This window comes from Escherichia sp. F1 (assembly GCF_046764225.1).
Lineage (GTDB): Bacteria > Pseudomonadota > Gammaproteobacteria > Enterobacterales > Enterobacteriaceae > Escherichia > Escherichia coli.
Map to the genome: position 1 here is coordinate 2,326,538 of NZ_CP177202.1, position 26,214 is coordinate 2,352,751.

General features: G+C 50.2%; 22 protein-coding genes and 2 pseudogenes. 13 read left to right on the top strand and 11 right to left on the bottom strand.

The features are described 5' to 3' along the window. Window positions 1-8: 8 nt before the first annotated feature. Window positions 9-1,262, bottom strand: a complete 1,254-nt coding sequence (locus ACK8NJ_RS11275) for an MFS transporter (RefSeq protein ID WP_000091840.1) — start codon at window positions 1,260-1,262, stop codon at window positions 9-11. A gap of 106 nt (window positions 1,263-1,368) precedes the next feature. Between ACK8NJ_RS11275 and ACK8NJ_RS11280 the strand changes: the two genes are divergently transcribed. From ACK8NJ_RS11280 to bioD, 3 genes are all read left to right on the top strand, one after another. Next, complete coding sequence (locus tag ACK8NJ_RS11280) at window positions 1,369-2,262, top strand: LysR family transcriptional regulator (RefSeq protein ID WP_001019558.1); 894 nt, start codon at window positions 1,369-1,371, stop codon at window positions 2,260-2,262. A 134-nt stretch (window positions 2,263-2,396) separates the two neighbouring features. After that, window positions 2,397-3,617 (top strand): sugar metabolism global transcriptional regulator Mlc, encoded by a 1,221-nt coding sequence (gene mlc / locus ACK8NJ_RS11285; RefSeq protein WP_411962464.1) that lies wholly within the window; start codon window positions 2,397-2,399, stop codon window positions 3,615-3,617. Between the two features lie 124 nt (window positions 3,618-3,741). After that, window positions 3,742-4,437: a dethiobiotin synthase gene (gene bioD, locus ACK8NJ_RS11290; RefSeq protein ID WP_000919226.1), complete on the top strand. Its 696-nt coding sequence runs from the start codon at window positions 3,742-3,744 to the stop codon at window positions 4,435-4,437. On the opposite strand, the gene clcB is transcribed toward bioD, so the two are convergent. From clcB to ACK8NJ_RS11320, 6 genes and pseudogenes are all read right to left on the bottom strand, one after another. After that, window positions 4,390-5,682 carry a voltage-gated ClC-type chloride channel ClcB gene (clcB, locus tag ACK8NJ_RS11295; protein WP_097336544.1) on the bottom strand — a complete coding sequence of 431 codons (1,293 nt, stop codon included), beginning with the start codon at window positions 5,680-5,682 and terminating at the stop codon, window positions 4,390-4,392. The genes bioD and clcB overlap by 48 nt on opposite strands. Before the next feature lie 157 nt (window positions 5,683-5,839). After that, window positions 5,840-6,454, bottom strand: coding sequence for a Tat proofreading chaperone DmsD (dmsD, locus tag ACK8NJ_RS11300; RefSeq protein WP_411962466.1), 615 nt, complete (start codon window positions 6,452-6,454; stop codon window positions 5,840-5,842). Between the two features lie 42 nt (window positions 6,455-6,496). Further along, window positions 6,497-7,351 carry a selenate reductase membrane anchor subunit YnfH gene (gene ynfH / locus ACK8NJ_RS11305; RefSeq protein WP_000526517.1) on the bottom strand — a complete coding sequence of 285 codons (855 nt, stop codon included), beginning with the start codon at window positions 7,349-7,351 and terminating at the stop codon, window positions 6,497-6,499. 1 nt (window position 7,352) lies between these two features. Continuing rightward, window positions 7,353-7,970, bottom strand: a complete 618-nt coding sequence (gene ynfG / locus ACK8NJ_RS11310; RefSeq protein WP_000213028.1) for a DMSO reductase like molybdoenzyme iron-sulfur subunit YnfG — start codon at window positions 7,968-7,970, stop codon at window positions 7,353-7,355. 10 nt (window positions 7,971-7,980) lie between these two features. After that, a complete protein-coding gene (ynfF, locus tag ACK8NJ_RS11315; RefSeq protein ID WP_411962527.1) occupies window positions 7,981-10,404 on the bottom strand; it encodes a selenate/tellurate reductase subunit YnfF in 2,424 nt (807 codons plus the stop codon). 60 nt (window positions 10,405-10,464) lie between these two features. Beyond that, window positions 10,465-11,499, bottom strand: a pseudogene (locus ACK8NJ_RS11320) (molybdopterin dinucleotide binding domain-containing protein); the annotation flags it as partial. A 306-nt stretch (window positions 11,500-11,805) separates the two neighbouring features. Here ACK8NJ_RS11320 and ACK8NJ_RS11325 point away from each other — a divergent pair. The 5 genes from ACK8NJ_RS11325 to ACK8NJ_RS11345 all read left to right on the top strand — a co-directional run bounded on the left by ACK8NJ_RS11325 (window position 11,806) and on the right by ACK8NJ_RS11345 (window position 17,508). Continuing rightward, on the top strand, window positions 11,806-13,161 hold the full coding sequence (locus tag ACK8NJ_RS11325) for a site-specific integrase (RefSeq protein WP_411962468.1): 1,356 nt from the start codon (window positions 11,806-11,808) through the stop codon (window positions 13,159-13,161). A 487-nt stretch (window positions 13,162-13,648) separates the two neighbouring features. Then, window positions 13,649-14,017: a hypothetical protein gene (locus ACK8NJ_RS11330; RefSeq protein ID WP_000113586.1), complete on the top strand. Its 369-nt coding sequence runs from the start codon at window positions 13,649-13,651 to the stop codon at window positions 14,015-14,017. A gap of 402 nt (window positions 14,018-14,419) precedes the next feature. Beyond that, window positions 14,420-15,511, top strand: a complete 1,092-nt coding sequence (locus ACK8NJ_RS11335) for an AP2 domain-containing protein (RefSeq protein WP_024242829.1) — start codon at window positions 14,420-14,422, stop codon at window positions 15,509-15,511. 437 nt (window positions 15,512-15,948) lie between these two features. After that, window positions 15,949-16,440 carry a hypothetical protein gene (locus ACK8NJ_RS11340; RefSeq protein ID WP_411962469.1) on the top strand — a complete coding sequence of 164 codons (492 nt, stop codon included), beginning with the start codon at window positions 15,949-15,951 and terminating at the stop codon, window positions 16,438-16,440. An 81-nt stretch (window positions 16,441-16,521) separates the two neighbouring features. Continuing rightward, the gene (locus tag ACK8NJ_RS11345) at window positions 16,522-17,508 is read left to right on the top strand and encodes a hypothetical protein (protein WP_411962528.1); all 987 of its coding nucleotides are present in this window, start codon (window positions 16,522-16,524) and stop codon (window positions 17,506-17,508) included. 635 nt (window positions 17,509-18,143) lie between these two features. Here the strand turns inward: ACK8NJ_RS11345 and ACK8NJ_RS11350 are convergent. Both ACK8NJ_RS11350 and ACK8NJ_RS11355 read right to left on the bottom strand, forming a co-directional pair. Further along, window positions 18,144-19,556, bottom strand: a pseudogene (locus ACK8NJ_RS11350) (DMSO/selenate family reductase complex A subunit); the annotation flags it as partial. A 198-nt stretch (window positions 19,557-19,754) separates the two neighbouring features. After that, the gene (locus ACK8NJ_RS11355) at window positions 19,755-20,060 is read right to left on the bottom strand and encodes a DUF1161 domain-containing protein (RefSeq protein ID WP_001295396.1); all 306 of its coding nucleotides are present in this window, start codon (window positions 20,058-20,060) and stop codon (window positions 19,755-19,757) included. 107 nt (window positions 20,061-20,167) lie between these two features. Between ACK8NJ_RS11355 and ACK8NJ_RS11360 the strand changes: the two genes are divergently transcribed. After that, complete coding sequence (locus ACK8NJ_RS11360; RefSeq protein ID WP_001445899.1) at window positions 20,168-20,878, top strand: YnfC family lipoprotein; 711 nt, start codon at window positions 20,168-20,170, stop codon at window positions 20,876-20,878. A 2-nt stretch (window positions 20,879-20,880) separates the two neighbouring features. On the opposite strand, the gene speG is transcribed toward ACK8NJ_RS11360, so the two are convergent. Together speG and ACK8NJ_RS11370 are read right to left on the bottom strand one after the other, a co-directional pair. Next, on the bottom strand, window positions 20,881-21,441 hold the full coding sequence (gene speG / locus ACK8NJ_RS11365; RefSeq protein ID WP_001138584.1) for a spermidine N1-acetyltransferase: 561 nt from the start codon (window positions 21,439-21,441) through the stop codon (window positions 20,881-20,883). Window positions 21,442-21,475: 34 nt separating this feature from the next. Beyond that, window positions 21,476-21,817 carry a DUF1283 family protein gene (locus ACK8NJ_RS11370; RefSeq protein WP_411962470.1) on the bottom strand — a complete coding sequence of 114 codons (342 nt, stop codon included), beginning with the start codon at window positions 21,815-21,817 and terminating at the stop codon, window positions 21,476-21,478. A gap of 134 nt (window positions 21,818-21,951) precedes the next feature. Between ACK8NJ_RS11370 and ACK8NJ_RS11375 the strand changes: the two genes are divergently transcribed. From ACK8NJ_RS11375 to ydfJ, 4 genes are all read left to right on the top strand, one after another. After that, window positions 21,952-22,278, top strand: a complete 327-nt coding sequence (locus tag ACK8NJ_RS11375; protein ID WP_001374832.1) for a YnfA family protein — start codon at window positions 21,952-21,954, stop codon at window positions 22,276-22,278. 205 nt (window positions 22,279-22,483) lie between these two features. Continuing rightward, window positions 22,484-23,698, top strand: a complete 1,215-nt coding sequence (rspA, locus tag ACK8NJ_RS11380) for a starvation-sensing protein RspA (protein ID WP_001295394.1) — start codon at window positions 22,484-22,486, stop codon at window positions 23,696-23,698. Between the two features lie 11 nt (window positions 23,699-23,709). After that, complete coding sequence (locus tag ACK8NJ_RS11385) at window positions 23,710-24,729, top strand: Zn-dependent oxidoreductase (protein WP_411962471.1); 1,020 nt, start codon at window positions 23,710-23,712, stop codon at window positions 24,727-24,729. 57 nt (window positions 24,730-24,786) lie between these two features. Continuing rightward, window positions 24,787-26,154, top strand: a complete 1,368-nt coding sequence (ydfJ, locus tag ACK8NJ_RS11390; protein WP_411962472.1) for an MHS family MFS transporter YdfJ — start codon at window positions 24,787-24,789, stop codon at window positions 26,152-26,154. The last annotated feature ends 60 nt before the right edge of the window (window positions 26,155-26,214 follow it).

The window sequence follows — 26,214 nt, forward strand, 5'->3', positions numbered from 1 at the left end:
CTTATTTTTCAGGCGTGCAGACGACGATGCAAACGCGTCCCGACCAGCAGAGCAATGACCAGCATCAGAGCAATAAATGCGCCGACGCCGTTCCAGCCATAGTTATGCCAGAAAACACCACCCAGCGTCCCGGCAATACTCGACCCCAGATAGTAACTGAACAGATACAGCGAGGAGGCCTGGCCTTTAGCGCGTTTTGCGCGGGGGCCGATCCAGCTGCTGGCTACTGAGTGGGCTGCGAAGAATCCGGCTGAGAAGAGTAACATTCCGGCAAAGATCAGCCACAGCGAGCTAAATAAGGTCATCAGTAAACCAAACAGCATAACCCCCGTCGAAAACAACATCACCGGACCGCGCCCATAGCGGGTGGTCATGGTTCCGGCTTTGGGGGAGCTCCATGTACCGGTCAAATAGGCCAGCGATAATAAGCCAACCACGGCCTGGCTGACATGCCAGGGAGAGAGCATCAACCGATAGCCGATGTAATTAAACAGCGTGACGAACGACCCCATCAGCAAAAAGCCTTCTGCGAACAATAACGGTAATCCCCGGTCACGCCAGTGCAGACGAAAGTTGATGAATAACGTCTTAGGGCGCAGTGAAGTCGGGCGAAAATGGCGTGATTCCGGGAGGATTTTCCAGAACATCAACGCCGAGGCCAGCGCGAAACAACCGATTGCCGCCAAAGCAATTCGCCAGTTGAAAAAGTCCGTGAAGACACCGCTAATTAAGCGTCCGCTCATACCGCCAATTGAGTTGCCGCTGATATACAACCCCATCGAAAAGGCCACGAAACTGGGGTGGATTTCCTCGCTAAGATAAGTCATGCCAACAGCTGCCACGCCACTTAACGAAAGCCCAATCAAGGCGCGCATAATCAAAATGCCGTGCCAGCTGGTCATCATTGTCGAAAGTAACGTACAAATGGAGGCCAACAGTAGCGCCGTGACCATCACTGGTTTGCGACCAATGGCATCGGATAGCGGGCCAGTAAACAGCAAACCGATAGCCAACATCGCCGTTGAAATGGACAGTGAAATACTACTGTTAGCAGGCGTTAAGCCAAACTCCTGCGAAAGCACCGGAAGGATAGGTTGCACACAATAGAGAAGTGCGAAGGTTGCCAGTCCGGCAGAGAAAAGCGCCAGGGTGACACGCATAAATTGCGGCGTACCGCGTTTAATAAATTGATTTGGCTGAGAAATGCTTTGCTTGTCAGTGTCGCTTGCCGGAGCGCCATCAACAGTTGTAGTACGGCTCACTTGAAATCCTTGCTAAATATGCCTGTGGATCAGGCTTATGAATAGATTAGGAAAATCGAATTGTTCTGTCTAATATATTAATAATCTCAAATAAGATGTTTTAAATATGAATATTGAACTTCGTCATCTGCGTTACTTTGTTGCGGTTGCAGAAGAGCTGCATTTCGGGCGCGCCGCTGCCCGCCTGAATATTTCGCAACCACCGCTAAGTCAACAGATTCAGGCGCTGGAGCAACAAATTGGTGCCCGACTGCTGGCACGGACCAATCGCAGTGTATTGCTGACGGCAGCAGGAAAACAGTTTCTTGTAGATAGTCGGCAAATCCTGTCTATGGTGGATGATGCTGCCGCTCGCGCTGAAAGGCTGCATCAGGGCGAAGCGGGGGAGTTGCGCATTGGTTTTACTTCGTCCGCTCCTTTTATTCGGGCAGTGTCCGATACGTTATCGCTGTTTCGCCGTGATTATCCCGATGTCCATTTACAAACCCGCGAAATGAACACTCGCGAGCAAATCGCTCCGCTCATTGAAGGAACGCTGGATATGGGATTGCTGCGTAACACAGCGTTACCGGAGACGCTTGAACACGCAGTCATCGTCCATGAACCGCTTATGGCGATGATCCCGCACGATCATCCCCTGGCAAATAACCCGAGTGTAACGCTGGCTGAACTGGCGAAAGAACCCTTTGTCTTTTTTGATCCGCACGTCGGGACAGGGCTGTATGACGATATTCTCGGGCTGATGAGACGTTACAATTTGACGCCCGTCATCACTCAGGAGGTGGGTGAGGCAATGACCATCATCGGTCTGGTTTCCGCCGGTCTGGGTGTTTCAATTTTGCCTGCGTCATTTAAACGTGTTCAGCTCAACGAAATGCGCTGGGTGCCGATTGCTGAAGAGGATGCGGTTTCTGAAATGTGGTTGGTCTGGCCGAAACATCATGAACAAAGTCCGGCTGCGCGTAACTTTCGTATTCATCTGCTGAATGCTCTCAGGTGAGGGAAATTTCAGCGAAAAAGCCCGAAAAATGTGCTGTTAATCACATGCCTAAGTAAAAATTTGACGACACGTATTGAAGTGCTTCACCATAGCCTACAGATTATTTCGGAGCGCGAAAATATAGGGAGTATGCGGTGGTTGCTGAAAATCAGCCTGGGCACATTGATCAAATAAAGCAGACCAACGCGGGCGCGGTTTATCGCCTGATTGATCAGCTTGGTCCAGTCTCGCGTATCGATCTTTCCCGTCTGGCGCAGCTGGCTCCTGCCAGTATCACTAAAATTGTCCGTGAGATGCTCGAAGCACACCTGGTGCAAGAGCTGGAAATCAAAGAAGCGGGGAACCGTGGCCGTCCGGCAGTGGGGCTGGTGGTTGAAACTGAAGCCTGGCACTATCTTTCTCTGCGCATTAGTCGCGGGGAGATTTTCCTTGCTCTGCGCGATCTGAGCAGCAAACTGGTGGTGGAGGAGGCGCAGGAACTGGCGTTAAAAGATGACTCACCATTGCTGGATCGTATCATTTCCCATATCGATCAGTTTTTTATCCGCCACCAGAAAAAACTTGAGCGTCTGACTTCGATTGCCATTACCTTGCCGGGAATTATTGATACGGAAAATGGTATTGTACATCGCATGCCGTTCTACGAGGATGTAAAAGAGATGCCGCTCGGCGAGGCGCTGGAGCAGCATACCGGCGTACCGGTTTATATTCAGCATGATATCAGCGCATGGACGATGGCTGAGGCCTTGTTTGGTGCCTCACGCGGGGCGCGCGATGTGATTCAGGTGGTTATCGATCACAACGTGGGGGCGGGCGTCATTACCGATGGTCATCTGCTACACGCAGGCAGCAGTAGCCTCGTGGAAATAGGTCACACGCAGGTCGACCCGTATGGGAAACGCTGTTATTGCGGGAATCACGGCTGCCTCGAAACCATCGCCAGTGTGGACAGTATTCTTGAGCTGGCACAGCTGCGTCTCAATCAATCCATGAGCTCGATGTTACATGGACAACCGTTAACCGTGGACTCATTGTGTCAGGCGGCATTGCGCGGCGATCTGCTGGCAAAAGACATCATTACCGGGGTGGGCGCGCATGTAGGGCGCATTCTTGCCATCATGGTGAATTTATTTAACCCACAAAAAATACTGATTGGCTCACCGTTAAGTAAAGCGGCAGATATCCTCTTCCCGGTCATCTCAGATAGCATCCGTCAGCAGGTCCTTCCTGCGTATAGTCAGCACATTAGCGTTGAGAGTACTCAGTTTTCTAACCAGGGCACGATGGCAGGGGCTGCGCTGGTAAAAGACGCGATGTATAACGGTTCTTTGTTGATTCGTCTGTTGCAGGGTTAACATTTTTTAACTGTTCTACCAAAATTTGCGCTATCTCAATTTGGGCCAGGAAAGCATAACTTAGACTTTCAAGGTTAATTATTTTCCTGGTTTATATTTGTGAAGCATAACGGTGGAGTTAGTGATGCTGAAGCGTTTCTTTATTACCGGTACAGACACTTCTGTAGGGAAAACGGTGGTTTCCCGCGCATTGCTACAAGCGTTAGCCTCCCAGGGAAAAACGGTTGCGGGATATAAACCCGTAGCGAAGGGGAGCAAAGAGACACCCGAAGGGCTGCGTAATAAAGATGCCCTGGTGTTGCAGAGTGTTTCAACCATCGAACTGCCTTATGAAGCAGTTAATCCTATCGCGTTAAGCGAAGAAGAAAGTAGCGTGGCGCACAGTTGCCCAATCAATTACACCCTCATTTCAAACGGCCTGGCAAACCTGACCGATAAAGTCGATCATGTGGTGGTAGAAGGGACTGGCGGCTGGCGCAGTCTGATGAATGATTTGCGTCCGCTCTCTGAATGGGTGGTGCAGGAACAACTGCCGGTATTGATGGTTGTCGGTATTCAGGAAGGTTGCATTAACCATGCACTACTAACAGCTCAGGCGATCGCCAACGACGGGCTACCGCTCATTGGCTGGGTGGCTAACCGAATCAATCCAGGACTGGCGCATTATGCGGAAATCATTGATGTGCTGGGTAAAAAACTTCCGGCACCGCTCATTGGTGAACTGCCTTATCTGCCGCGCGCCGAACAGCGTGAACTGGGGCAATACATCCGCTTAGCTATGCTGCGCAGTGTGCTGGCGGTAGATAGAGTCACGGTGTAACGTCCGCGAAATTACCGACGCAATTACGCAGGCAATCAATAAACCGGGGAGTAGCTGATATTCCCCGGTCATTTCACATATCATCAACGTCGACATAATCGGCGCGTGCGTGGTTGCCGCCAACAGTGTCGCCATCCCGGTCAATCCGAGTAAAAGCGTAATTTCTTCGCCATCAGGGAACCATAATCCCAGGCTACGACCATACAACATGCCAATGGCAAGACCGATAAATAGCGTCGGTGTAAAGACACCACCGGGCGCGCCAGAACCACTACTCGCCAGCACGGCAAACAGTTTACAGAGGAAGATCCCGGCAATGATCATTAACAGTGGCGGGGCGGTTAAAAAGGATTGTACGGTGCTATAGCCGTTGCCCCACACTGCAGGTGTGAACAGGGAAAGCAGACCCACGATCAACCCGCCCAGTGCCAGTTGCCAGGGCGGCGCAAGTTTGAGACTTACAAATCCACGATGACAGGCGTTCATTAACGTTAACAACAGTGGTCCGCACAGACCTGCCAGCACACCTGTACTGATAATCAGCGCATAGTCACGAGCCTGAACCGTCATTGAGAGTTGTACGCTGTAGAGTAACGCGTCGCTATGATTAATCAGATTGCTAACCAGCAACGCCACGACGGCGGAAATAATCACCGGGCCGAGAGAGGCCAACATCATAGTGCCAAACAGCACTTCGGCTATAAATAAACTGCCAGCAAGCGGGGCGCGATAGGCCGCAGCCATTCCCGCCGCGGCCCCACAGGCGATCCATAATTTCCACTCCTGGCGTGGCGTAAAACGTTGGGCAAAACAGGAGGCGGCAAGGGCAGCTAAAAGAATCATCGCACCTTCGCGACCAATTGCACTGCCGCTGGTTACTACCAGCAGAGAGGCAAGCGATTTAACCAGGCTTGCTGCGTAATCAAACTGACCCTCGGTTTGCAACGCTTCCATGTAATCGGTCGGCGCATGAGGGCGTTGCTGGGTAAATTTCTGCCAGCCCATCAACAACAAACCCGCCGCCAGTCCGCCGAGCGCCGGAGTTAGCAGCCGTCGCCATGGGGAAAGATTTGTAGCTGCATTGACCAGACTGCCGGAGTCATTATTGAGGAACAACCACTCCAGTAGCAGCATCGCATGACGAAACCCGGCAACGGCAAAGGCCGCGAGAATACCGACGACTGTTGCGATAAGTAGACGGCGGAACATAGTGCGCAGATCCGGATAGATGTGTAGATGATGCATGAGCAGAAATGGGCAATGAAACACGGGCGACTATTTTGCGGCAAAAGAAGCCAGACGCAAAAGCAGTGCGTGCTTTAAGAGATAAAAAACGTGACACTGTAACCTATTATTGCCGAATTGCGCGTAATCGCCACCATCCGGCAATATTACGGTGATCCTATCGAAAGAGTGGTTTAACCGCGACAGGAATTAACAGTTGTGATTGCCATTGCGCCAGCGTTAAGCGAGCCAGTTCACCCAGTGCACTGTAGAAAGGGTGTTCTGCTTTTTCGATAAAAACGTCAAGAAAACGTGTTGACCACGGAAAAAGGTGCCATGCCAGCAATTCTTCGCATTCTGTCTGGCGACCATTCTCCGCCAACCACGCAGCCATCAACAGCAGTGAACCAAAATGATCTTCCGGTTCGTTTTGCTGCATTTCAAACTGAATGCCTTTCTCGCGCATCCACTGACGAAGTGCCAATGTTGAATCGCCAAACAGCACAGATTCGCGATCCAGCCAGACCGATCCCCACGGCGGAGACGGCAGTGCCCACGGGCCGACAAACAAACGCTGCCAGGCCTGGGCGCGAGTCTCTTCACTCTGTGCCTGAAAAGCCGTCACCAGCGGCGCTAATGACGCTTCTGGTAGAGGCCACTGAGTTTCCCAGCCGTCACGGGTGAGTACCGCAACCAGAGGTGCGGCTTCCGCACTCTCTGGAGCGTAATAAAACAGCGCGCCCAACACGCGCGCCGCGACAGAAAAATTATCTTGCTGTGAAAAATGGGTCATTCCTAACATCCTGAAATGTGCGGGTTGCCCCGCACCAATTTGTTAACCTGCAATAGCCATTCCTACCGTCATGTGCAGGCCATAAAAGAGCACACGCCCGATCATCTCACCGCCAAGTATGAGGATTAGCCCCAGAACAAGTCCGGCAACGTGAGGTTCACGGCGACGAATGAGCGGACAAAGCCAGCATCCTAGACCTGCGCATAACAATACCACACGCCAGACCTGTAAGGAGGCGTAATCTGGTACCAGTGCGCTGGCTTGTTGTACGGATGAGTGAATAGACGCCAGAGACAAACCTTGCAGCACAATCACCCCGGCACAAGCGATCAGCGCCAGAACGCTAATGATGGCAAAGGGTGTGGTATTAAATGTAATGCGGGCTGCCCGCAGAATTGCGGCAGCAAGTATTGGACCGCTCAACAATACTGTCAGGAAGAAAGCCAGCGTAGTGTAACCGTTATGCCAGGTTGGCACTGTGTCGATTTGATACACGCAGGTCATCATCCAGACGAAAATGACGCCGAGCGCCATGCTGACAAGTAACCAGAGTTTCCCCAACGCTTGCGGCATTTTACCGATGACTGCCACCAGCCACCATAATCCGCCAACGGCAAAAAATATGGAACCGGCAGCAATCTCGTTACTCAGACCAGAAGCTCCGATTCGATTCAGCGAGTTAAACGCTCGCAGTGGCGATCCCAGGTGCATGACAGAGGCAATAAACCCGATGCCCATCAACAGCCAGAGGAAAAACATGCCACGGACAATACGCTGACGGTCTGCGTCATTATTGGCGGCGAACCAGCCAATTCCGCTAACAATCAGCGCGCCTACTACGCATTGACCCAATACGGTAAAGATAACCAGTGGCCATTCATGCCATCCATTTCCCATTTTACACTTCCTCCGGATTAGCCAGATAACCAGTGGTATCGCCGGTCGGGCGGCTGTTGGCGTTAGGTTTGATAACGATATTGGGTTTTGTGAAATGCGCGCGCGGCAGTGGCGCGACGGCAGCCAGAGTGCCGTGCTTCTGGCGCAGCTCTTCAATTGGACCGAACTCAAGTGCACGCAGCGGGCAGGATTCGACACATATGGGTTGTTTCCCCTCGGCGACGCGCGAATAACAACCATCGCACTTCGTCATGTGCCCTTTTTCAGCATTGTACTGTGGCGCGCCGTACGGACAAGCCATGTGGCAGTAGCGGCAGCCGATACAAACATCTTCATCAACCACCACAAAGCCATCTTCACGCTTATGCATTGCGCCGCTGGGGCAGACTTTTGTACATGCGGGGTCATCGCAATGGTTACAGGAGATGGAGAGATAATAAGCGAACACGTTCTGGTGCCAGACGCCATTATCTTCCTGCCAGTCGCCGCCAGCATATTCATAAATACGGCGGAAACTGACTTCCGGGCCAAGATCTTTAAAATCTTTGCACGCCAGTTCGCAGGTTTTACAGCCAGTACAGCGGCTGGAATCGATAAAAAATCCATATTGTGTGGTCATGGGCTACTCCTTAAACCTTTTCGATCTGGACAAGATTGCTGTGCGACGGGTTTCCCTTTGCCAGCGGTGAAGGGCGGTGAGAGGTCAGAATATTGATACTGCCGCCGTGATCGACCCGGTCACCAAACATATCCGCTTTAAGCCACGCACCTTGCCCGATGGCGGTAACGCCAGGCAGAATACGCGGAGTCACTTTTGCGGCAATCAACATTTCTCCATTATTGTTAAATACTCTCACGGTATCGCCATGACGGATACCGCGTGCCTGAGCATCAATGGGGTTGATCCACACCTCTTGTGGGCAGGCCTGCTGTAACACATCAATATTGCCGTAGCTGGAGTGGGTACGCGCTTTGTAGTGGAAGCCTGTTAACTGCAGTGGATAGGTTTTCCGCAGGGGATCGTCCCAGCCATCAAAACCTGGGGTATACGCAGGAAGGGGATGAATAATTTCATCTTTTTTCAATTCCCAGGTATCCGCAATCGTCGCCAGTCGTTCAGAATAAATTTCGATTTTCCCAGAAGGTGTTTTCAACGGGTTTGCATGTGGATCTTCACGGAATGCGCGGAAAGCGACGTAGTGTTCTTCCGGGCATTTTTTCTTAAAGATCCCGGTCGTTTTCATCTCCTCGTAGTCGGGCATCTCAGGGTTACGTTCCTTCGTTTTCGCATGGAGATATTTGATCCATTCATGCTGACTGCGACCTTCAGTAAAGGTTTGATAAACGTCCGGTCCTAAGCGTTTGGCGACTTCACTCAGCATCCAGTAGATGGGTTTGCGTTCAAATTTTGCTGAGGTTGCGGGTTGGGCGAGGATCACATAGCCCATATTCCCTGCAGATTCATGAGAGATAAGGTCTACTTGCTCTGTTGGCATCAGGTCGGGCAACAGGATATCGCAATACTTAGCCGAGGCCGTCATGAAGTGGTCAATGCCAACAATCATCTCGCACTTGCTGTCATCCTGAAGCACCTCATGGGTGTGATTGATGTCGCCATGTTGATTGATCAATGTGTTACTGGCGTAGCACCATAAAAACTTGATGGGGACATCCAGTTTTTCTTTTCCACGAACACCATCACGGGTCGCGGTCATTTCCGCACCATGGTCGATGGCATCTGTCCATGTAAAGACGGAAATCTGCGTTTTAACAGGATTCTCGAGCATCGGGAACCATTCTACCCCCAGATCCCAGCTACCTTCGCGTACACCTGAGTTGCCGCCGTTTATGCCGACGTTACCGGTGAGAACGGAAAGCATGGCAATAGCGCGGGACGTTTGCTCGCCGTTGGAGTGTCGTTGTGGCCCCCAACCCTGACAAATATAAGCAGGTTTTGCTGAACCGATCTCTCGTGCCAACTGGATAATTTTTTCTGCCGGGATGCTGGTGATTTTTGCTGCCCATTCCGGCGTTTTAGCTATGCCGTCAGGCCCTTCGCCCAGAATATAGGCTTTATAATGCGCGTTACGTGGTGCGTTGGCGGGCAGCGTTTTTTCATCGTAACCAACACAATATTTGTCGAGAAATGGCTGATCGACCATGTTTTCAGTAATCAGTACCCAGGCAATCGCACAGGCCAGTGCGCCATCAGTGCCAGGGCGAATGGGCAGCCATTCATCTTCACGTCCGGCAGCTGTGTCGTTATAACGTGGATCGATGACGATCATGCGTGCGTTTGAACGTTCGCGGGCTTGCTCGACGTAGTAAGTGACACCACCGCCGCTCATCCGCGTTTCTGCCGGATTATTACCGAACATAACGACCAGTTTCGTATTGGCGATATCATCCGGGCTGTTGCCATCATTGGCACCGAACATATAACTCATTGCGGCACTGATTTGAGCGGTACTGTAGCTGCCATAGCGACTGAGAAAACCACCGCAAGAGTTCATCAGACGGTACGGGACGTTCGAGTTGGTGATGTTTCCGCCATCTACGCCTGTTCCGTACAGGACATGTACAGCCTCATTGCCGTAATCTTTAAGGATCCGCCGAAGATTATCACTGATGGTATCCAGGGCTTCGTCCCAACTTATCCGTTCAAATTTACCTTCACCGCGCTTGCCGACGCGCTTCATGGGATATTTCAACCTATCAGGATGATTCATCCGTCGGCGGATAGAGCGTCCGCGTAAACACGCTCGAACCTGATGATTACCGTAGACGTCGTCACCTGTCGTATCAGACTCCACCCAGTACACGGTGTCATCTTTCACATGCAAACGTAACAGACAGCGGCTCCCGCAGTTAACGGTGCAGGAACTCCAGACCGCTTTCTCTTCTACCGGTGCCTGTGCCGCTCGGACCATTTGGGAAAATGGCAGAGTGAAAGCACTGCTTGCCAGCGCGAGACTGCCAAGTGCGGAGGTTTTCATCAGACTTCTACGGCTGATTTCAGCCTTCATGAGCGCCTCTGTGGTATGGATTTTCATCATTACTCACTTATTGCTTTTCAAACAAAATGTCATGTCAAAATTTATGGTCGTAGTGGGTTATATTTTTTCGATCTCGACCAGATTAGTGTGCTGCGGGTTTCCCTTCGCCAGTGGTGAAGGGCGCAGAGTGGTTAGCGTATTCACACAGCCGCCGTGGTCGATTTTATCGCCAGACATATTGGCCTCGTGCCAGGCTCCCTGACCCATAGCGCTAACTCCAGGAAGAATGCGTGGTGTCACTTTGGCTGGTAGCCGAACTTCGCCACGATGGTTAAACACCCGCACCATATCGCCGTTGGCAATCCCACGTTTCTGTGCATCTATAGGGTTGATCCACACTTCCTGACGGCAGGCTGCCTTCAGGACATCAATGTTGCCGTAGGTCGAGTGAGTACGGGATTTGTAATGGAAACCAAACAGTTGCAGTGGAAAGGTACTACGTTCAGGGGAGTCCCAGCCTTCAAAGGTTGAGGCATAAACCGGCAGTGGGCTTATCACTTCATCTTTTTCCAGTTCCCAGGTACGGGCAATTTCCGCCAGCTTGCTGGAATAAATTTCAATCTTACCGGAAGGCGTTTTAAGTGGATTTGCCTCGGGGTCGTCACGAAATGCTTTGTAGGCGACAAAATGACCATTGGGATCTTTACGCTTATAGATACCCATTTTTTTCAGTTCGTCGTAAGACGGTAACGCCGGATCTTTGGCAAGCATTTTGGCGTACAGATGTTGTAACCATTGTTCCTGCGTGCGACCTTCTGTGAACTTTTGATAGACGTCAGGTCCAAGACGTTTCGCGACCTCACTCAGGATCCAGTAAATCGGTTTGCGTTCGAATTTTTCGCTGGTGACTGGCTGGAGGAAAATGAGATATCCCATGTTACCGGCGTAATCGTTAGGAATAATATCTTCCTGCTCAACGGTCATCAGGTCTGGCAGCAGAATGTCGGCATATTTTGCCGATGAGGTCATAAAGTTTTCGATGACCACAATCATTTCGCATTTCGATTCGTCCTGCAGAATTTCATGCGTTTTGTTGATGTCAGAATGCTGATTAACCAGGGTATTTCCCGCGTAGTTCCAGATGGACTCCACTGTCAGACGGATGGACGGACTTGAAGTAGTTGACTCAACGCTACTTAAGGTCCTGATATGACTGACATTAACTATGACAACACTGTATATCCATCCAGTTCTTTCTCTGGGTCTCCCTATCTGTATGGGAAAGTCTACACCCCAAGTCCTGACACAAGGCTGACACAAATCAATCTACTCGGAGTAGCTAAGCCTCAGTTAGTCCGTAGAGCCAATGGTCGATATACTATCCGCTTCAGACTCAAGGGACAGACCACACCGTTTCTTTCAGTATCGACCCGCAGCACAGACAGGAGAGTAGCCACAATGCGTCAGAGAGAGCTTGCAGCCACCGCTAAGGCCTTCATGTTGGATAGGCCTGAAGTCACGCTACAGGAGCTTAAAGAGCACCTCCGGTCTATGGCTGAGCAGTTCCTGACAGACGCTAGTGATGACTACTGGAATGGACTTGAGGTCGCTACTCTGGTCGACGAGAAGTCCAACCTGAAGGAGCTAGCCGCTACGCAAGCCTTGAGTCTGGACCAGCAGAAGGGCATAAGGTTAGCGCTTGAAGTCCTGACCGCAGCACAGCAGAGGGTAGACACTGGTGATACCTCTGGTCTGATTAAGCTGATTGATGGTGGCGTAAGCCAGCTTACTGATGATAATAACCATACTGATTACTCAACTATAGGCGACTCTACGTCAATTCTGAAGAATGAGCAGGGGGATAGACCGGCAGTTTTCACACAGGAGCGCCAGTCATCTGTAGTTTTTTCAAGCCTAGTGTCCTCGCTGCTGGCTGAGAAGGTCCAGACCCTGAAGACATCCAGCTACAAGGACCTCTCGTCCTCACTGAATACCGTCTCTCGGTTCTTACCTGAAGACATGGACCTGATGTCCCGCTCTGGGTGGCTGGCTGTCAGGGACTCTATGCTGGCTTCTGAGGTGAGACCATCGACAATCAACAAGCTGCTGACCAAAGCGAAGATGTGTCTTGATTATGCTCTGATGAATGGGCAACTTGAGGGCCGCAACCCTATTGAGAGAATGAAGCTGGTGAAGGATGTCGAATCTAAGCGCAGAGCGTTCACAGATGAGGAGCTGGAGAGACTTCTCGGAAGAGTTGAAGCGGAGTATCAGTTCACACGACACACGGCCCAGACGTCCTCTGAGGCTCGCAGGTGGGCGTCGCTGGTGTCTGTGATTACCGGGGCACGAGCTGCTGAGGTATGCCACCTGACTAAACGTGACATTGTAACCTTGGACAATGGACTGGTCTGCATCGACATCAATGAAGACGGTGAAGGCAAATCAGTTAAGAACAAACATTCAGTCCGACTGGTGCCGCTGACCGATGGTGCGTATGGTTTCGACTTGGCGTCCTTCCTCTCATGGGTGAACACGCAGTCAGACGAGGGTCCTCTCTTTGGTATGACTCCGAGTGCATACTCAAGCTGGTTTAACTCCCGGGTCATCACTGAGGCTCTCCCAGACGCTGAGAACGTCTCTCTACACAGTCTGAGACATTGGTTGGCGACCCGGATGAAAGAGCGTGGAGTCAATCTGGTGGACGCTCAAGGCATCTTAGGTCACAGCAGTCAGTCAATTACGTATGACCTGTACGGGAAAGGACACGCTGTTGGTAGGCTGGCAGAGGTGCTGAAGACAGCTTTACTTTAAGTAGGATGACACAAGGTGGAGACCATGATTGTTCTGATGGTTGAACCTTGTGTTACTGAAGTCAGGACTGAAGTTATGGAGGGTGATAATAATCATAATCCCTCCTGACTATAGGCCTACTGGTTCGCCTTCGGCTGTCCCACTTTGAGTCTATGTGTCTTATTTAAACTGGTTCCCTAACTCAGGTCCTCCAAATTCCTATGGTCTCCTCTTGACATTCCTGTTTAACTGTGAGTCGCCTCTGGTCTCTCTTTATATATACTTCCTTAATTCCTGAGGCGTCTTTAGTCCTTGACATTCGGTCCAACCTGTGAGTCACATCCGGTCCCCTCTTTATATTTACTTCCTTAATTCCTAGGGTCGCCTTAATCCTTGACATCCAGTCCAACCTGTGAGTCACATCCTGTCGCGCTACTGTATGCATCACCAGTGATGGACTTGATTATCACTATAGGGAACCAACTAATTCAACTACAGGAGATACTCTATGGCACGACCAATCGCGACTCACGACAACACGTTCACCAAAGCCTACTTGCAGCAGCACTGCGGGGACCTGCTGTCATTCGATGGTCAGGGTGACTTGAGCGGCTGGCTGGATGATGTCCTAACTGGTGCTGGTCGCCTGAGCGAATCAATGGCAAGCAATACCAAGCCTGTCAGCCCATACTTGATTCTGACCCAACTACTAACGCACGACACATTAACTGTAAGCGCTGTGCAGGAGTCCCTGAGCCGTAAGCGTGTTGCCTTGGGTGAACCTATGGTTTCAACTCGCTACGCTCGCTACGTCTATGCTGCTGTCGTCAGCGCCAGTAAATCCGTCCAGTACCACGCCAGTAAAGCTGGTTCATGATTACGGACCCTAAACTATCACTATAGGGGAGACCAGCCTCCGCCTCTGAGTCTGATGCGTCAGAACATGCGAGCATCTGGTCAACCGACATTAAGCATCTCTCCTAAGTAATCAAGGCCCGTGACCGCCTCTGTCATTACCGCATCCCGTGAGTGTTCTTCAGTCATCGGTTAGTAGCTCGTCTACTCACTACACTGACTTAAGTCTATCAGCACCCACCAGATGCACGCCTGATATGCGGTCCCGCCTTTATTGACACCTACAGGAAATCATGGTCATCCCCGACCAATCAAATCAACCCTATTCACTTTCGTAAGCACTTTCGGCGGCTCCATTTGGTAGCGCTGAATAGGTGTGGAGACCCGCAGGGGAACGAGAGTGCTTTCTAAAGGAGCTACCTTAATGAACATCCATAAATTCATCGACCTGAACGAAGTTATCGCCAGCAACCACCCTCTGGCTAACGGTACCACTGACAGCGTAACGCAGGTCATCGTGGCCCACCTGAAGTCCAGCGATGCAGGTATCGACATCCTGAATGCGCCTAAGGTCGCTAGCGATATGTCTGCCAGCTTCCTGAATGACTTGAAGAGCAAGTATCGTGTCGTGACTGGTCGTAACTCTGAGGGTCACATTGATGCATGGCTGGCGCATAAGCACAGCGGACGCCGGGTGACTACTCGAAGCAATGACAAGGGTTATCGTGCTGTGAATGTGAATGGTCGCCCGTATCAGGAGCACCGCCTTATCATGGCCCTGTTCTATGATGTGGCACTGCCGGGCTGGGTGGTCGTTAATCACGCTGTGTCCTGCACCATTTGGAACGAAGGCAAATCAAACCATCCGTTCAACCTCCGATTAACGACAGCGTATGGTAACCAGCTTGATAAGAAGGTCCGCGAAGGTGTTCGCAATAAGTTCACCGGGTACCACTTCGATGAATATCGTGGCAAGTGGCGCGTCCAGATGAAGCTGCCTTTCGTCGGTGACTTGAAGCATTTCGGCTACTACGACACTGAAGCTGAGGCGTACATCGTTCGCTGCGCTGTCCTGCACAAGCACCTAGGGTCATTCTGGGCGGTCACCACCGGAGAATCTGGACTCATCCCGCGTGTCAAACCTGATGGTTCTCTGGTACTGCCTGCTGAGCATGGCTATGACTGGGCTGAACCTCTGGGTGAACCTGAGGATTGGGACGACGAGTTCAAAGACAAGCTGATGGAGATGCACCTGTACTGTGATGCGTATTGCGTGTTCGGTATTGAAGGTGATGAAGACTTCGGTGACTTCATGTCAGGACTGGAGGTGAACGCAGAAGTGTTTAACGGCGTGCCTGCCATTATCGACATCACAGAAGGACTTCCGGTGTCATATGCACACTGGTTCGGACCGAGCCAACGCTTCGAGTTCAACAACTACTACCAGCGCTGCATTCTCGCCTGTGACCTTGATGCGGAACCTGTAGAGGAAGACTGGATGGAGAACGATTTCTGATGACAACCAAACAGCATATCGACCCTCGCACCGCTATCGGCAGGGCAACACTTCGCTACCGTGGTCTTCCTACTCGTCATCTTCTGTCAATGCTGGGGATGGGTACTGATTCATCCGAGCGCCCTTACTACAGTCGAGACGAGCTTATCTCAATGCTGGTGGACCGGGATTTGAACAATCAGTTACGCCGAGCGTTTGCGAAGTCTAGCGCAGCTAGTGAACTGGAGTCTTGAACCTTATGGGACCGAAAAGTGGTCGCATAAACCTATCGTCTGATGACCGAAGTTTCGACGCATTGAGCCAGACGGAAAAGTTTTCCTGCTGGTAAACCACCTTAATTTAAACACCTTTTGAGAATGACCGATGCGGGGAGACCCGTAGGCATAACTGTGTCTGCGATACCGATAGTTCTCACCTTCTCAATAGGAGTACACCTTATGTTATTCAACAACAACGACTGGAAGCTGTCAGTCACCGACATCAACCTTTATGAAAACACTGTGAGTCTGGACGGTAAGTCCTATCCGCTGTCATTCGCTATTAAGACCCTGATTCCGGGCTACCTGTCAGGACTGCCGTCCACCAGCCGCGAGGCAATGGAAATGCTGGAAGCTCTGGCTGAAGCTGGTGTGACCATCGGCAACTTCTTCAGTAATGACCTGATGACCGCCTATGGTCGCCGCCAGCAGAACAAGCGAGCCGAAGCTGAGCGTATTGCTAAAGAGCAGCGCATTCAGGCTGAGCGCATGCGTGAAGAGAACATGACTGATGCAGAGTGGCAGAAAGAGCTACAGCGCCGCGAACAGGTCAAAGCTGAACGCCGGACCTATGGTGAGAACCTGCTCAGTGCTACCCATTCCGCTGGTCGCTCCCGTGCCGCTATCGTCGCTGACCTTGAGTCAGGCGGTAACTGGATGGATAGCTTGTAAAACACACAGTCCCTGACCCGATGTTAGGGACTCCTCAGTTTTGAGGACTCACAGTATTTAAACTAATTTAGGAGATTGATTATTATGACGATTAAAGACGCTTTCCAGTTTGGCATTGAGCCAGTACGCATCACCGATACCGACAACATTCAGGTCAATGAAGGTCTGCCAACTAACGCTGACCCACAGGTCTATGCCCTCCAGTTAGCTAAGACGGTTAAGGCTATGCTGAACGGTGTACTTAAAGACGCTCAAGAGAACATCCCGTTCCCTGTAGAAGTCCTGCCTACCCGCAATAGCCTGCCGACCCCAATCATTGCTCACACTCTGGCTGACCGCTCTGTGGTCGTTCCTGTCCGTGGTGGCAAGCGACCTGAAGTCGTGACCGTTCCGTCTGGACAAGAAATCGTGGTCGAACCAATCGAGCAGGCTATTCTCATCTCTGAGCAGACCAAGCTCTGGGACGCCAAGTCATCCACCGGATTCACTCAGGGCACACTTCAGCAGGACGCTATGAACATCTGTGAGAATGTGGTCCGCACCATCAACGCTCGCATGGTCGACGTTCTGGAATCCTCTAAGCTGCTGAAGACCGTAGAGCTTCCTGTCCTGACTGGTAGCCTGACCGCTAAGGCAGACGCTATCATGGACGCTCTGTATGAGAACACCGAGTCTTCCTTTGGCGCTGAAGTGTCTGATTACGGCATCATCGCCCATGAGTCCCAACTGAAAGCACTGTCACGTCTGGCTGCTAAACAGGGCTTCTCTGGTGAAGACGCTATCGTTGATATGCTGGGTACCGACATCGCCTATTACAACGGTGAAGACAAAGGTGTGTTCATGCTGGCTAAACGCTTCACGGCCCTGAGCTTCGGCTGCTTCCGTCACGACGGTGAAAATATTACGGTCGTCCTATCTCGTGATGGCGACTCTCAGTCCCACGACTTGGAAATCCTCGGTAAAGTGTTCGTTGTCGCTGAAGCTGCTACGACCATCAAGATGGACACTGGCTCAGCTACTGCCGTCCTGCCTGTAGTCAAACGCCTGAAGTTCACCAAGGCTGAATAATGGGTAAGAGCGTCAGTAAGGGCCTCCGGTCCATCGCTAAGGGCTTCTCTGCTGGTGGTGGTACATCGTATCACCTCCGGTTCCTGCGCCTGCTGTGGAGCTTCCTGTAGAGCCTGATGCGTCACCAGTGGTGGAGACTGCCAGTGGCGACACCCCGGTTAAGACTCCTAGCATGGGTAAGGCTGGACTGAATGTTGGCAGGACTTCAGGTGGTGGATTATCAATGTGATTAATTAACTATGGTCTGGACTTCGGTCTGGACCTTGTTTAATGTAATAATATAACATAACAGGAGGGCGCATGGACCTGCATAAAGTCTATCTTGTCGTCTTCCTGCTGAAGCTGGTGCTGGTGGTCGTGCTTACAGTAGTACGGCTGTGAGCTGGCGAGCAGCTAACGATGAGTTTTGGACCAAAAGTTAGAGACCTCACTCAATACATTAAGCCAGCAGACTTCCCCCATAGCCCGCCTCAAGTCCAGACCGAGGCCACCGGGGGTCCTGACCAGCCGTCTAGACATCCCGTCTAATGACACAAAGCTGACACAAAGCCTGACACAAAGTCCTTGACTTAATGCAGGACCTCAGGCCTACTAATGTCTCTCGTGACTCTAACGAGTAACCGCTTCAAGTCCTTGTAGTTCCAGATGAACTTAATGGGCACATCCAGTTTATCTTTGCCCCGGACACCGTCGCGGATTGCCGTCATTTGCGGGCCATGATCGATAGCATCTGTCCAGCTGAAGCAGGAGATTGATGTTTTGACCGGGTTATCCAGCACCGGCAGGCGTTCTATGGTAATGGTATAGGTCGATTCACGCGCGCCACTATTCCCGCCGCTGATGCCGACATTGCCCGTCAGAATAGGCAACATCGCAATAGCGCGTGCAGTCAGCTCGCCGTTTGCCTGGCGTTGCGGCCCCCAGCCCTGGCAGATATAAGCGGGTTTTGCTGTGCCAATTTCACGAGCCAGCTTGATGATACGGTCCACCGGGATACCGGTAATTTGCGAAGCCCACTGCGGCGTTTTCGCTGTTTTATCATCACCTTCACCAAGAATATAGGCTTTATAGTGACCATTTTTTGGTGCATCTGCGGGTAAGGTTTTTTCGTCATAGCCGACGCAGTATTTATCGAGAAAAGGTTGATCAACGAGATTTTCGTTAATCAATACCCAGGCAATCCCCGCAACCAGCGCGGCATCGGTGCCCGGGCGAATAGGAAGCCATTCATCTTCACGACCAGCAGCCGTATCGGTATATCGCGGATCGATAACAATCATTTTGGCGTTCGATTTCTCGCGCGCTTTTTCAAGAAGATAAGTGATGCCACCGCCGCTCATGCGGGTTTCTGCCGGGTTGTTACCAAACATCACGACCAGCTTGCTGTTTTCAATATCCGTGGTGCTGTTGCCATCATTACTGCCGTAGGTGTAGGGCATGGCACAGGAAATTTGCGCGGTGCTGTAGGAGCCATACTGGTTGAGTGAACCGCCGTAGCAGTTCATCAGGCGTTTGACCGCCGAGGCGGATGGCGAAGAGCGGGTCATATTGCCGCCAACGATCCCTGAAGAGTACTGAATATATACAGCCTCATTGCCATATTGTTCGACGGTTTTTTTCAGGCTACTGGCGATAGTATCCAGGGCTTCATCCCAGCTAATCCGTTCGAATTTGCCTTCGCCGCGTTTGCCCACGCGTTTCATTGGGTAATTCAAGCGATCGGGATGATTAATACGCCGACGGATGGAGCGACCGCGCAAACAGGCACGTACTTGATGATTGCCATACTCGTCGTTGCCGGTGTTGTCAGTTTCCACCCAGGTCACTTCATTATCTTTAACATGCAGACGAAGTGCACAGCGGCTACCACAGTTGACGGAACAGGCACCCCAGACCACTTTCTCGCTGGCCTGCTGTACCGCTGCCGCTGCACTGCGCAGGGTGAACGGTAAAGAAAAACCGCCTGCAGCCAGCGCCAGAGAACCTATCGCGGTAGATTTAACGAGTGTTCTGCGGCTGATGCCCACCATTTGTTCATTTTTGGACATAACTCACTCCCTGTTCTTTATCGTTATATAAAAGTTTATATATTGAATATTTAGCGCGCTAACAATAGAGGGAGTCTACCTATTTTGGGTTAAGAATTATTAATCCATATCAATAGAAGGGTATGAGTAATAAGGTGGGATTATGTTGTATGTTCAAATCGCCGGATGTGTCGTATCCGGCGTGCAGTCGATAATGTGTTACTGCGGTTCGGCAGGCGCGCCATCCTGGGTAGACTGCGCGGGAGCAGAGACGTTACCGCTGGTGGTGCGGGTGTAGAGAATTTTATGCGTATCATTAGCGCAATGCCCGACGACCTGGGAATCAGGCTGATCAACCTGGTCATTGGGTACAATACTTAACGTGAAGCTGCTTTCGGGAACGCCATTATTGATAATGCGCTGTGATATATCGCTCTGTATGCGCTCACAGGATCCCGGCGCGGCGAGTACCGCGGGTGAGGCGAGGGCGAGCAGAAGCGCGGCACAGCAGGTTGAGAGTTTCATCATAAGCTCCTTACGCGAAGATAACTTCTTTAAGCATAGCATTTAACGTGTAAAGTACTGTATTTGCTACTATGATTGAGAATCATCTCTACTCTCTGGTGACTGTTGTGAAATACAAATTACTGCCATGCTTACTCGCGATATTCCTCACAGGATGTGACCGCACAGAGGTAACACTTTCATTTACCCCTGAGATGGCCAGTTTCTCTAATGAATTCGATTTTGATCCGCTGCGTGGTCCGGTAAAAGATTTCACTCAGACATTAATGGATGAGCAAGGTGAAGTGACGAAACGTGTTTCGGGGACTTTGTCGGAAGAAGGCTGTTTTGATTCACTCGAATTACTGGATCTGGAAAATAATACCGTGGTTGCCCTGGTACTGGACGCCAATTATTACCGTGATGCCCAGACACTGGAGAAAAGAGTTCGTTTGCAGGGAAAATGCCAGCTAGCAGAATTACCTTCTGCAGGGGTGAGTTGGGAAACCGATGATAATGGCTTTGTGATTAAAGCCAGCAGCAAACAGATGCAGATGGAATATCGCTATGATGATCAGGGTTATCCGCTGGGTAAAACCACGAAAAGTAACGACAAAACATTATCTGTTAGCGCTACGCCATCAACGGATCCGATCAAAAAATTAGATTACACAGCGGTTACTTTACTGAATAATCAAAGGGTTGGTAATGTAAAACAGAGCTGTGAATATGACAGTCACGCCAATCCGGTGGACTGTCAGCTAATCATTGTTGATGAAGGAGTAAAACCCGCCGTCGAACGGGTTTACACCATCAAAAATACTATCGATTATTATTAATGCTATTGTGCGGTCGGCTTCAGGAGAGTCTGACCCGGTGTTTTGTGCTCTGCCAGATACTGATGCTGGAATATGCACATGCGAATGGCATTCCGATATTGACCATTAATAAAGAACTCATGCATCAATTCACCTTCAACCGTAAAGCCAAGCTTGCGGTAAATGTGAATCGCTTTTTCATTCTCTTTATCGACGATCAGATACAGCTTATAGAGATTGAGAACGGTGAAGCCATAGTCCATTGCTAATTTTGCGGCACGCGTTGCCAGACCTTTCCCCTGATATTCCGGGGAGATAATTATCTGAAATTCTGCGCGGCGATGAACATGGTTAATTTCCACCAGCTCCACCAGACCGGCTTTTTCGCCGTCACATTCCACCACAAAGCGTCGTTCGCTCTGATCGTGAATATGCTTATCGTACAGATCAGAGAGTTCAACAAAGGCTTCGTAGGGTTCCTCAAACCAGTAACGCATCACACTGGCGTTATTGTCGAGTTGATGTACATAGCGTAAATCTTCACGCTCCAGCGGGCGTAGCTTAACACTGTGGGCGCTTGGCATAACGTGTCCTTACATTCCTTAAATCAATAACAGGTTAGGGGGTAATAACGCGGCCAGTTCGACGGTCCAGGCAGCGCAAAGTATTTGGCTCCCAGTAGGCATTGATGTTGGCGCTTTGCTCACATTTATCGCGGTTATCAAAAGCGGCGTCGGCTTTATCCCACTCTTTTTCAGTGCGTTTATTCACTTTCTGGCGCAGATTGCGCGTGTCATTCCATTGCTCTTTTTCCATAGCGGCGTGCTGGCGGCTTTGTACACTGTCGCCAGACTCAATCACCAGTTTGTTAGTTTCGGCATGAACAGTTGTGCTCAATGCCAGTGCGCAAGGCAGCAGAAAAGCGAGCAGGCCAATTCGTTTGCTGAGAGTAATTTTCATAATTCATTCCCTGTATGAATGATTAAAGGTGATTCTACACCATCCACTGCGAACGCAAAACTTACCAGGAGGATGTTTATATTGATGATATTATGTCGCCCTATAACTATACATGATGTCAATAAGTGACAAAGATGATTAAAACAACGTTACTATTTTTTGCTACTGCGCTGTGTGAAATTATTGGATGCTTTCTGCCCTGGTTGTGGTTAAAACGAAACGCCAGTATCTGGCTGTTGCTTCCGGCGGGGATTTCTCTGGCACTGTTTGTCTGGTTGTTAACGTTGCATCCTGCGGCGAGTGGGCGTGTTTACGCGGCTTATGGTGGCGTTTATGTCTGCACGGCGTTGATTTGGCTGCGCGTTGTGGATGGCGTGAAACTGACTCTTTATGACTGGACGGGGGCGTTGATTGCGCTTTGCGGCATGTTGATCATTGTTGCGGGCTGGGGGCGCGCGTAAGGACATAAATCCATTTTATCAATAAGATACAAGGAAGTGTCAGCTGACAAAAGGTATTCTATTTCATCTTTTGTCAACCATTCACGGCGCAAATATACGCCTTTTTTTGTGATCACTCCGGCTTTTTTCGATCATCATACTTGTATGGTAGTAGCTCAGTTGCGTAGATTTCATGCATCACGACAAGCGATGCAAGGAATCGAACATGAAGATCGTAAAGGCTGAAGTTTTTGTTACCTGTCCGGGGCGTAATTTCGTCACATTAAAAATCACCACTGAGGACGGTATTACGGGCCTTGGGGATGCCACCCTCAATGGACGTGAGCTTTCCGTGGCCTCTTATTTGCAGGATCACCTTTGTCCGCAGCTTATTGGTCGCGATGCACACCGTATCGAAGATATCTGGCAGTTTTTCTATAAAGGTGCTTACTGGCGTCGCGGTCCGGTGACGATGTCGGCCATTTCAGCGGTTGATATGGCGCTGTGGGATATTAAAGCCAAAGCTGCCAACATGCCGCTTTACCAGTTACTCGGCGGCGCGTCTCGTGAAGGGGTGATGGTTTATTGCCATACCACCGGTCACAGTATTGATGAAGCTCTGGATGATTATGCCCGTCATCAGGAGCTGGGATTCAAAGCCATCCGCGTGCAGTGCGGAATCCCTGGTATGAAAACCACCTACGGCATGTCGAAAGGTAAAGGTCTGGCTTATGAACCCGCAACCAAAGGACAGTGGCCGGAAGAGCAGCTGTGGTCGACGGAGAAATACCTCGATTTCATGCCGAAATTGTTTGACGCGGTACGTAACAAGTTTGGTTTTAATGAACATTTGCTGCATGACATGCACCATCGCTTAACGCCTATTGAAGCGGCGCGCTTTGGTAAAAGCATTGAAGATTATCGCATGTTCTGGATGGAAGACCCGACGCCTGCGGAAAACCAGGAATGCTTCCGTCTCATTCGCCAACATACCGTCACACCCATCGCGGTGGGTGAAGTCTTCAACAGCATCTGGGACTGCAAGCAACTGATTGAAGAGCAACTTATCGATTATATCCGCACCACGCTGACCCATGCAGGCGGAATTACCGGTATGCGCCGGATTGCCGATTTTGCTTCGTTGTATCAGGTACGTACTGGCTCACACGGTCCTTCCGATTTGTCACCAGTCTGCATGGCTGCGGCGCTGCACTTTGATCTGTGGGTCCCCAATTTCGGTGTCCAGGAGTACATGGGTTATTCCGAACAAATGCTCGAAGTCTTCCCGCACAACTGGACTTTCGATAACGGCTATATGCATCCGGGAGACAAACCGGGTCTTGGCATCGAATTCGATGAAAAGCTGGCGGCGAAATATCCCTATGAACCTGCTTATCTGCCAGTCGCACGTCTGGAAGATGGCACGCTGTGGAACTGGTAAGGAGTAAGATAATGAAAAGCATTTTAATTGAAAAACCGAATCAACTGGCAATTATCGAACGCGAAATACCCACCCCGTCAGCGGGTGAAGTACGAGTAAAAGTGAAACTTGCCGGAATTTGTGGTTCAGATAGCCATATTTATCGTGGGCATAATCCTTTTGCGAAATATCCGCGCGTCATTGGTCATGAATTCTTTGGCGTCATTGATGCAGTGGGTGAAGGCGTGGAAAGCGACAGAGTCGGTGAACGCGTTGCTGTCGATCCGGTGGTCAGCTGTGGGCATTGCTATCCGTGCTCTATAGGTAAGCCGAACGTTTGTACGACACTGGCTGTATTAGGTGTGCACGCTGACGGTGGTTTCAGTGAATATGCCGTGGTGCCGGCAAAAAATGCGTGGAAAATTCCTGAAGCAGTGGCCGATCAATATGCGGTGATGATCGAACCTTTTACCATTGCGGCTAACGTTACCGGTCATGGTCAACCGTCTGAAAATGATACCGTTCTGGTTTACGGTGCCGGTCCAATCGGCCTGACGATTGTTCAGGTATTAAAAGGCGTCTATAACGTTAAAAATGTGATTGTTGCCGATCGCATTGATGAACGACTGGAAAAAGCGAAAGAGAGCGGGGCAGACTGGGCGATTAATAACAGCCAGACACCGCTTGGCGAGATTTTCGCTGAAAAAGGCATAAAGCCGACATTAATTATCGATGCGGCTTGTCATCCTTCAATCCTGAAAGAAGCCGTAACGCTGGCTTCTCCAGCGGCACGTATTGTATTGATGGGTTTCTCCAGTGAACCTTCTGAAGTGATTCAGCAAGGAATTACCGGAAAAGAACTCTCTATTTTCTCTTCACGCTTAAATGCAAATAAATTCCCGGTCGTTATCGACTGGTTAAGTAAAGGGTTAATTAAACCAGAAAAATTAATTACCCATACGTTTGATTTCCAGCATGTTGCTGATGCCATTAGTTTATTTGAACAGGATCAAAAACATTGCTGCAAAGTCTTACTCACTTTTTCTGAATAATACCAATAACGGCGAGTAAGTAGTACGCATCTTACCTCTTTTTTAGAGATAACCATTATGACAATAGAAAAACACGAAAGAAGCACTAAGGATTTGGTGAAAGCAGCAGTATCGGGATGGCTGGGCACTGCGCTTGAATTTATGGATTTCCAGTTATATTCGCTCGGCGCAGCGTTAGTGTTTCATGAAATATTTTTTCCTGAATCATCAACGGCAATGGCGTTAATTCTGGCAATGGGAACCTACGGTGCAGGTTATGTGGCGCGTATTGTCGGAGCATTTATTTTCGGCAAAATGGGCGACAGAATAGGGCGTAAAAAAGTGCTCTTTATTACCATCACCATGATGGGGATCTGTACCACCTTAATTGGAGTGTTACCGACCTATGCACAGATTGGTGTTTTTGCACCCATCTTGCTGGTGACGCTGCGTATTATTCAGGGGTTGGGTGCAGGTGCGGAAATTTCCGGTGCCGGTACGATGCTGGCGGAATATGCACCAAAAGGTAAGCGCGGAATTATCTCCTCATTTGTGGCTATGGGAACTAACTGCGGAACCTTGAGCGCAACGGCAATCTGGGCCTTTATGTTCTTCATTCTCAGTAAAGAGGAACTGCTGGCGTGGGGATGGCGTATACCGTTCCTGGCGAGCGTTGTCGTGATGGTCTTTGCTATCTGGTTGCGTATGAATCTGAAAGAAAGCCCGGTATTTGAGAAGGTTAACGACAGCAACCAACCGACAGCAAAACCTGCACCTGCTGGTAGCATGTTCCAGAGCAAATCCTTCTGGCTGGCAACAGGGCTGCGTTTTGGTCAGGCTGGTAACTCAGGTTTAATTCAGACTTTCCTTACAGGTTATTTAGTGCAGACGTTATTGTTTAACAAAGCAATTCCAACAGATGCATTGATGATCAGTTCGATTCTCGGCTTTATGACCATTCCGTTCCTTGGTTGGTTATCCGATAAAATTGGTCGCCGGATCCCGTATATTATTATGAATACCTCTGCGATTGTGCTGGCGTGGCCAATGCTTTCTATCATCGTAGATAAAAGCTATGCCCCGAGCACCATTATGGTTGCACTGATTGTGATTCATAACTGTGCGGTGCTGGGATTATTTGCTCTGGAAAACATTACCATGGCAGAAATGTTCGGCTGTAAAAACCGCTTTACCCGGATGGCTATTTCTAAAGAAATTGGTGGTCTTATCGCTTCCGGTTTTGGTCCTATCCTGGCGGGTATTTTCTGCACCATGACGGAATCCTGGTATCCGATCGCCATTATGATCATGGCATATTCAGTGATTGGTTTAATCTCTGCGCTGAAAATGCCAGAAGTGAAAGACCGTGATTTAAGTGCACTGGAAGATGCCGCGGAAGATCAACCGCGTGTTGTAACAGCTGCGCAACCTTCAAGAAGTCTGTAAATCCTCCATCCCTTCTCTTACCGGAGAGGGGATTTTTTATTCATATAACAAAACATGCAG

Coding starts and splice junctions, on each gene's coding strand:
- ACK8NJ_RS11280 (WP_001019558.1), top strand. CDS start 1,369: ATGAATATTGAACTTCGTCATCTGCGTTACTTTGTTGCGGTTGCAGAA.
- bioD (WP_000919226.1), top strand. CDS start 3,742: ATGCTGAAGCGTTTCTTTATTACCGGTACAGACACTTCTGTAGGGAAA.
- clcB (WP_097336544.1), bottom strand. CDS start 5,682: ATGCATCATCTACACATCTATCCGGATCTGCGCACTATGTTCCGCCGT.
- dmsD (WP_411962466.1), bottom strand. CDS start 6,454: ATGACCCATTTTTCACAGCAAGATAATTTTTCTGTCGCGGCGCGCGTG.
- ynfH (WP_000526517.1), bottom strand. CDS start 7,351: ATGGGAAATGGATGGCATGAATGGCCACTGGTTATCTTTACCGTATTG.
- ynfG (WP_000213028.1), bottom strand. CDS start 7,970: ATGACCACACAATATGGATTTTTTATCGATTCCAGCCGCTGTACTGGC.
- ynfF (WP_411962527.1), bottom strand. CDS start 10,404: ATGAAAATCCATACCACAGAGGCGCTCATGAAGGCTGAAATCAGCCGT.
- ACK8NJ_RS11325 (WP_411962468.1), top strand. CDS start 11,806: ATGCGTCAGAGAGAGCTTGCAGCCACCGCTAAGGCCTTCATGTTGGAT.
- ACK8NJ_RS11330 (WP_000113586.1), top strand. CDS start 13,649: ATGGCACGACCAATCGCGACTCACGACAACACGTTCACCAAAGCCTAC.
- ACK8NJ_RS11335 (WP_024242829.1), top strand. CDS start 14,420: ATGAACATCCATAAATTCATCGACCTGAACGAAGTTATCGCCAGCAAC.
- ACK8NJ_RS11340 (WP_411962469.1), top strand. CDS start 15,949: ATGTTATTCAACAACAACGACTGGAAGCTGTCAGTCACCGACATCAAC.
- ACK8NJ_RS11355 (WP_001295396.1), bottom strand. CDS start 20,060: ATGAAACTCTCAACCTGCTGTGCCGCGCTTCTGCTCGCCCTCGCCTCA.
- speG (WP_001138584.1), bottom strand. CDS start 21,441: ATGCCAAGCGCCCACAGTGTTAAGCTACGCCCGCTGGAGCGTGAAGAT.
- ACK8NJ_RS11370 (WP_411962470.1), bottom strand. CDS start 21,817: ATGAAAATTACTCTCAGCAAACGAATTGGCCTGCTCGCTTTTCTGCTG.
- ACK8NJ_RS11375 (WP_001374832.1), top strand. CDS start 21,952: ATGATTAAAACAACGTTACTATTTTTTGCTACTGCGCTGTGTGAAATT.
- rspA (WP_001295394.1), top strand. CDS start 22,484: ATGAAGATCGTAAAGGCTGAAGTTTTTGTTACCTGTCCGGGGCGTAAT.
- ACK8NJ_RS11385 (WP_411962471.1), top strand. CDS start 23,710: ATGAAAAGCATTTTAATTGAAAAACCGAATCAACTGGCAATTATCGAA.
- ydfJ (WP_411962472.1), top strand. CDS start 24,787: ATGACAATAGAAAAACACGAAAGAAGCACTAAGGATTTGGTGAAAGCA.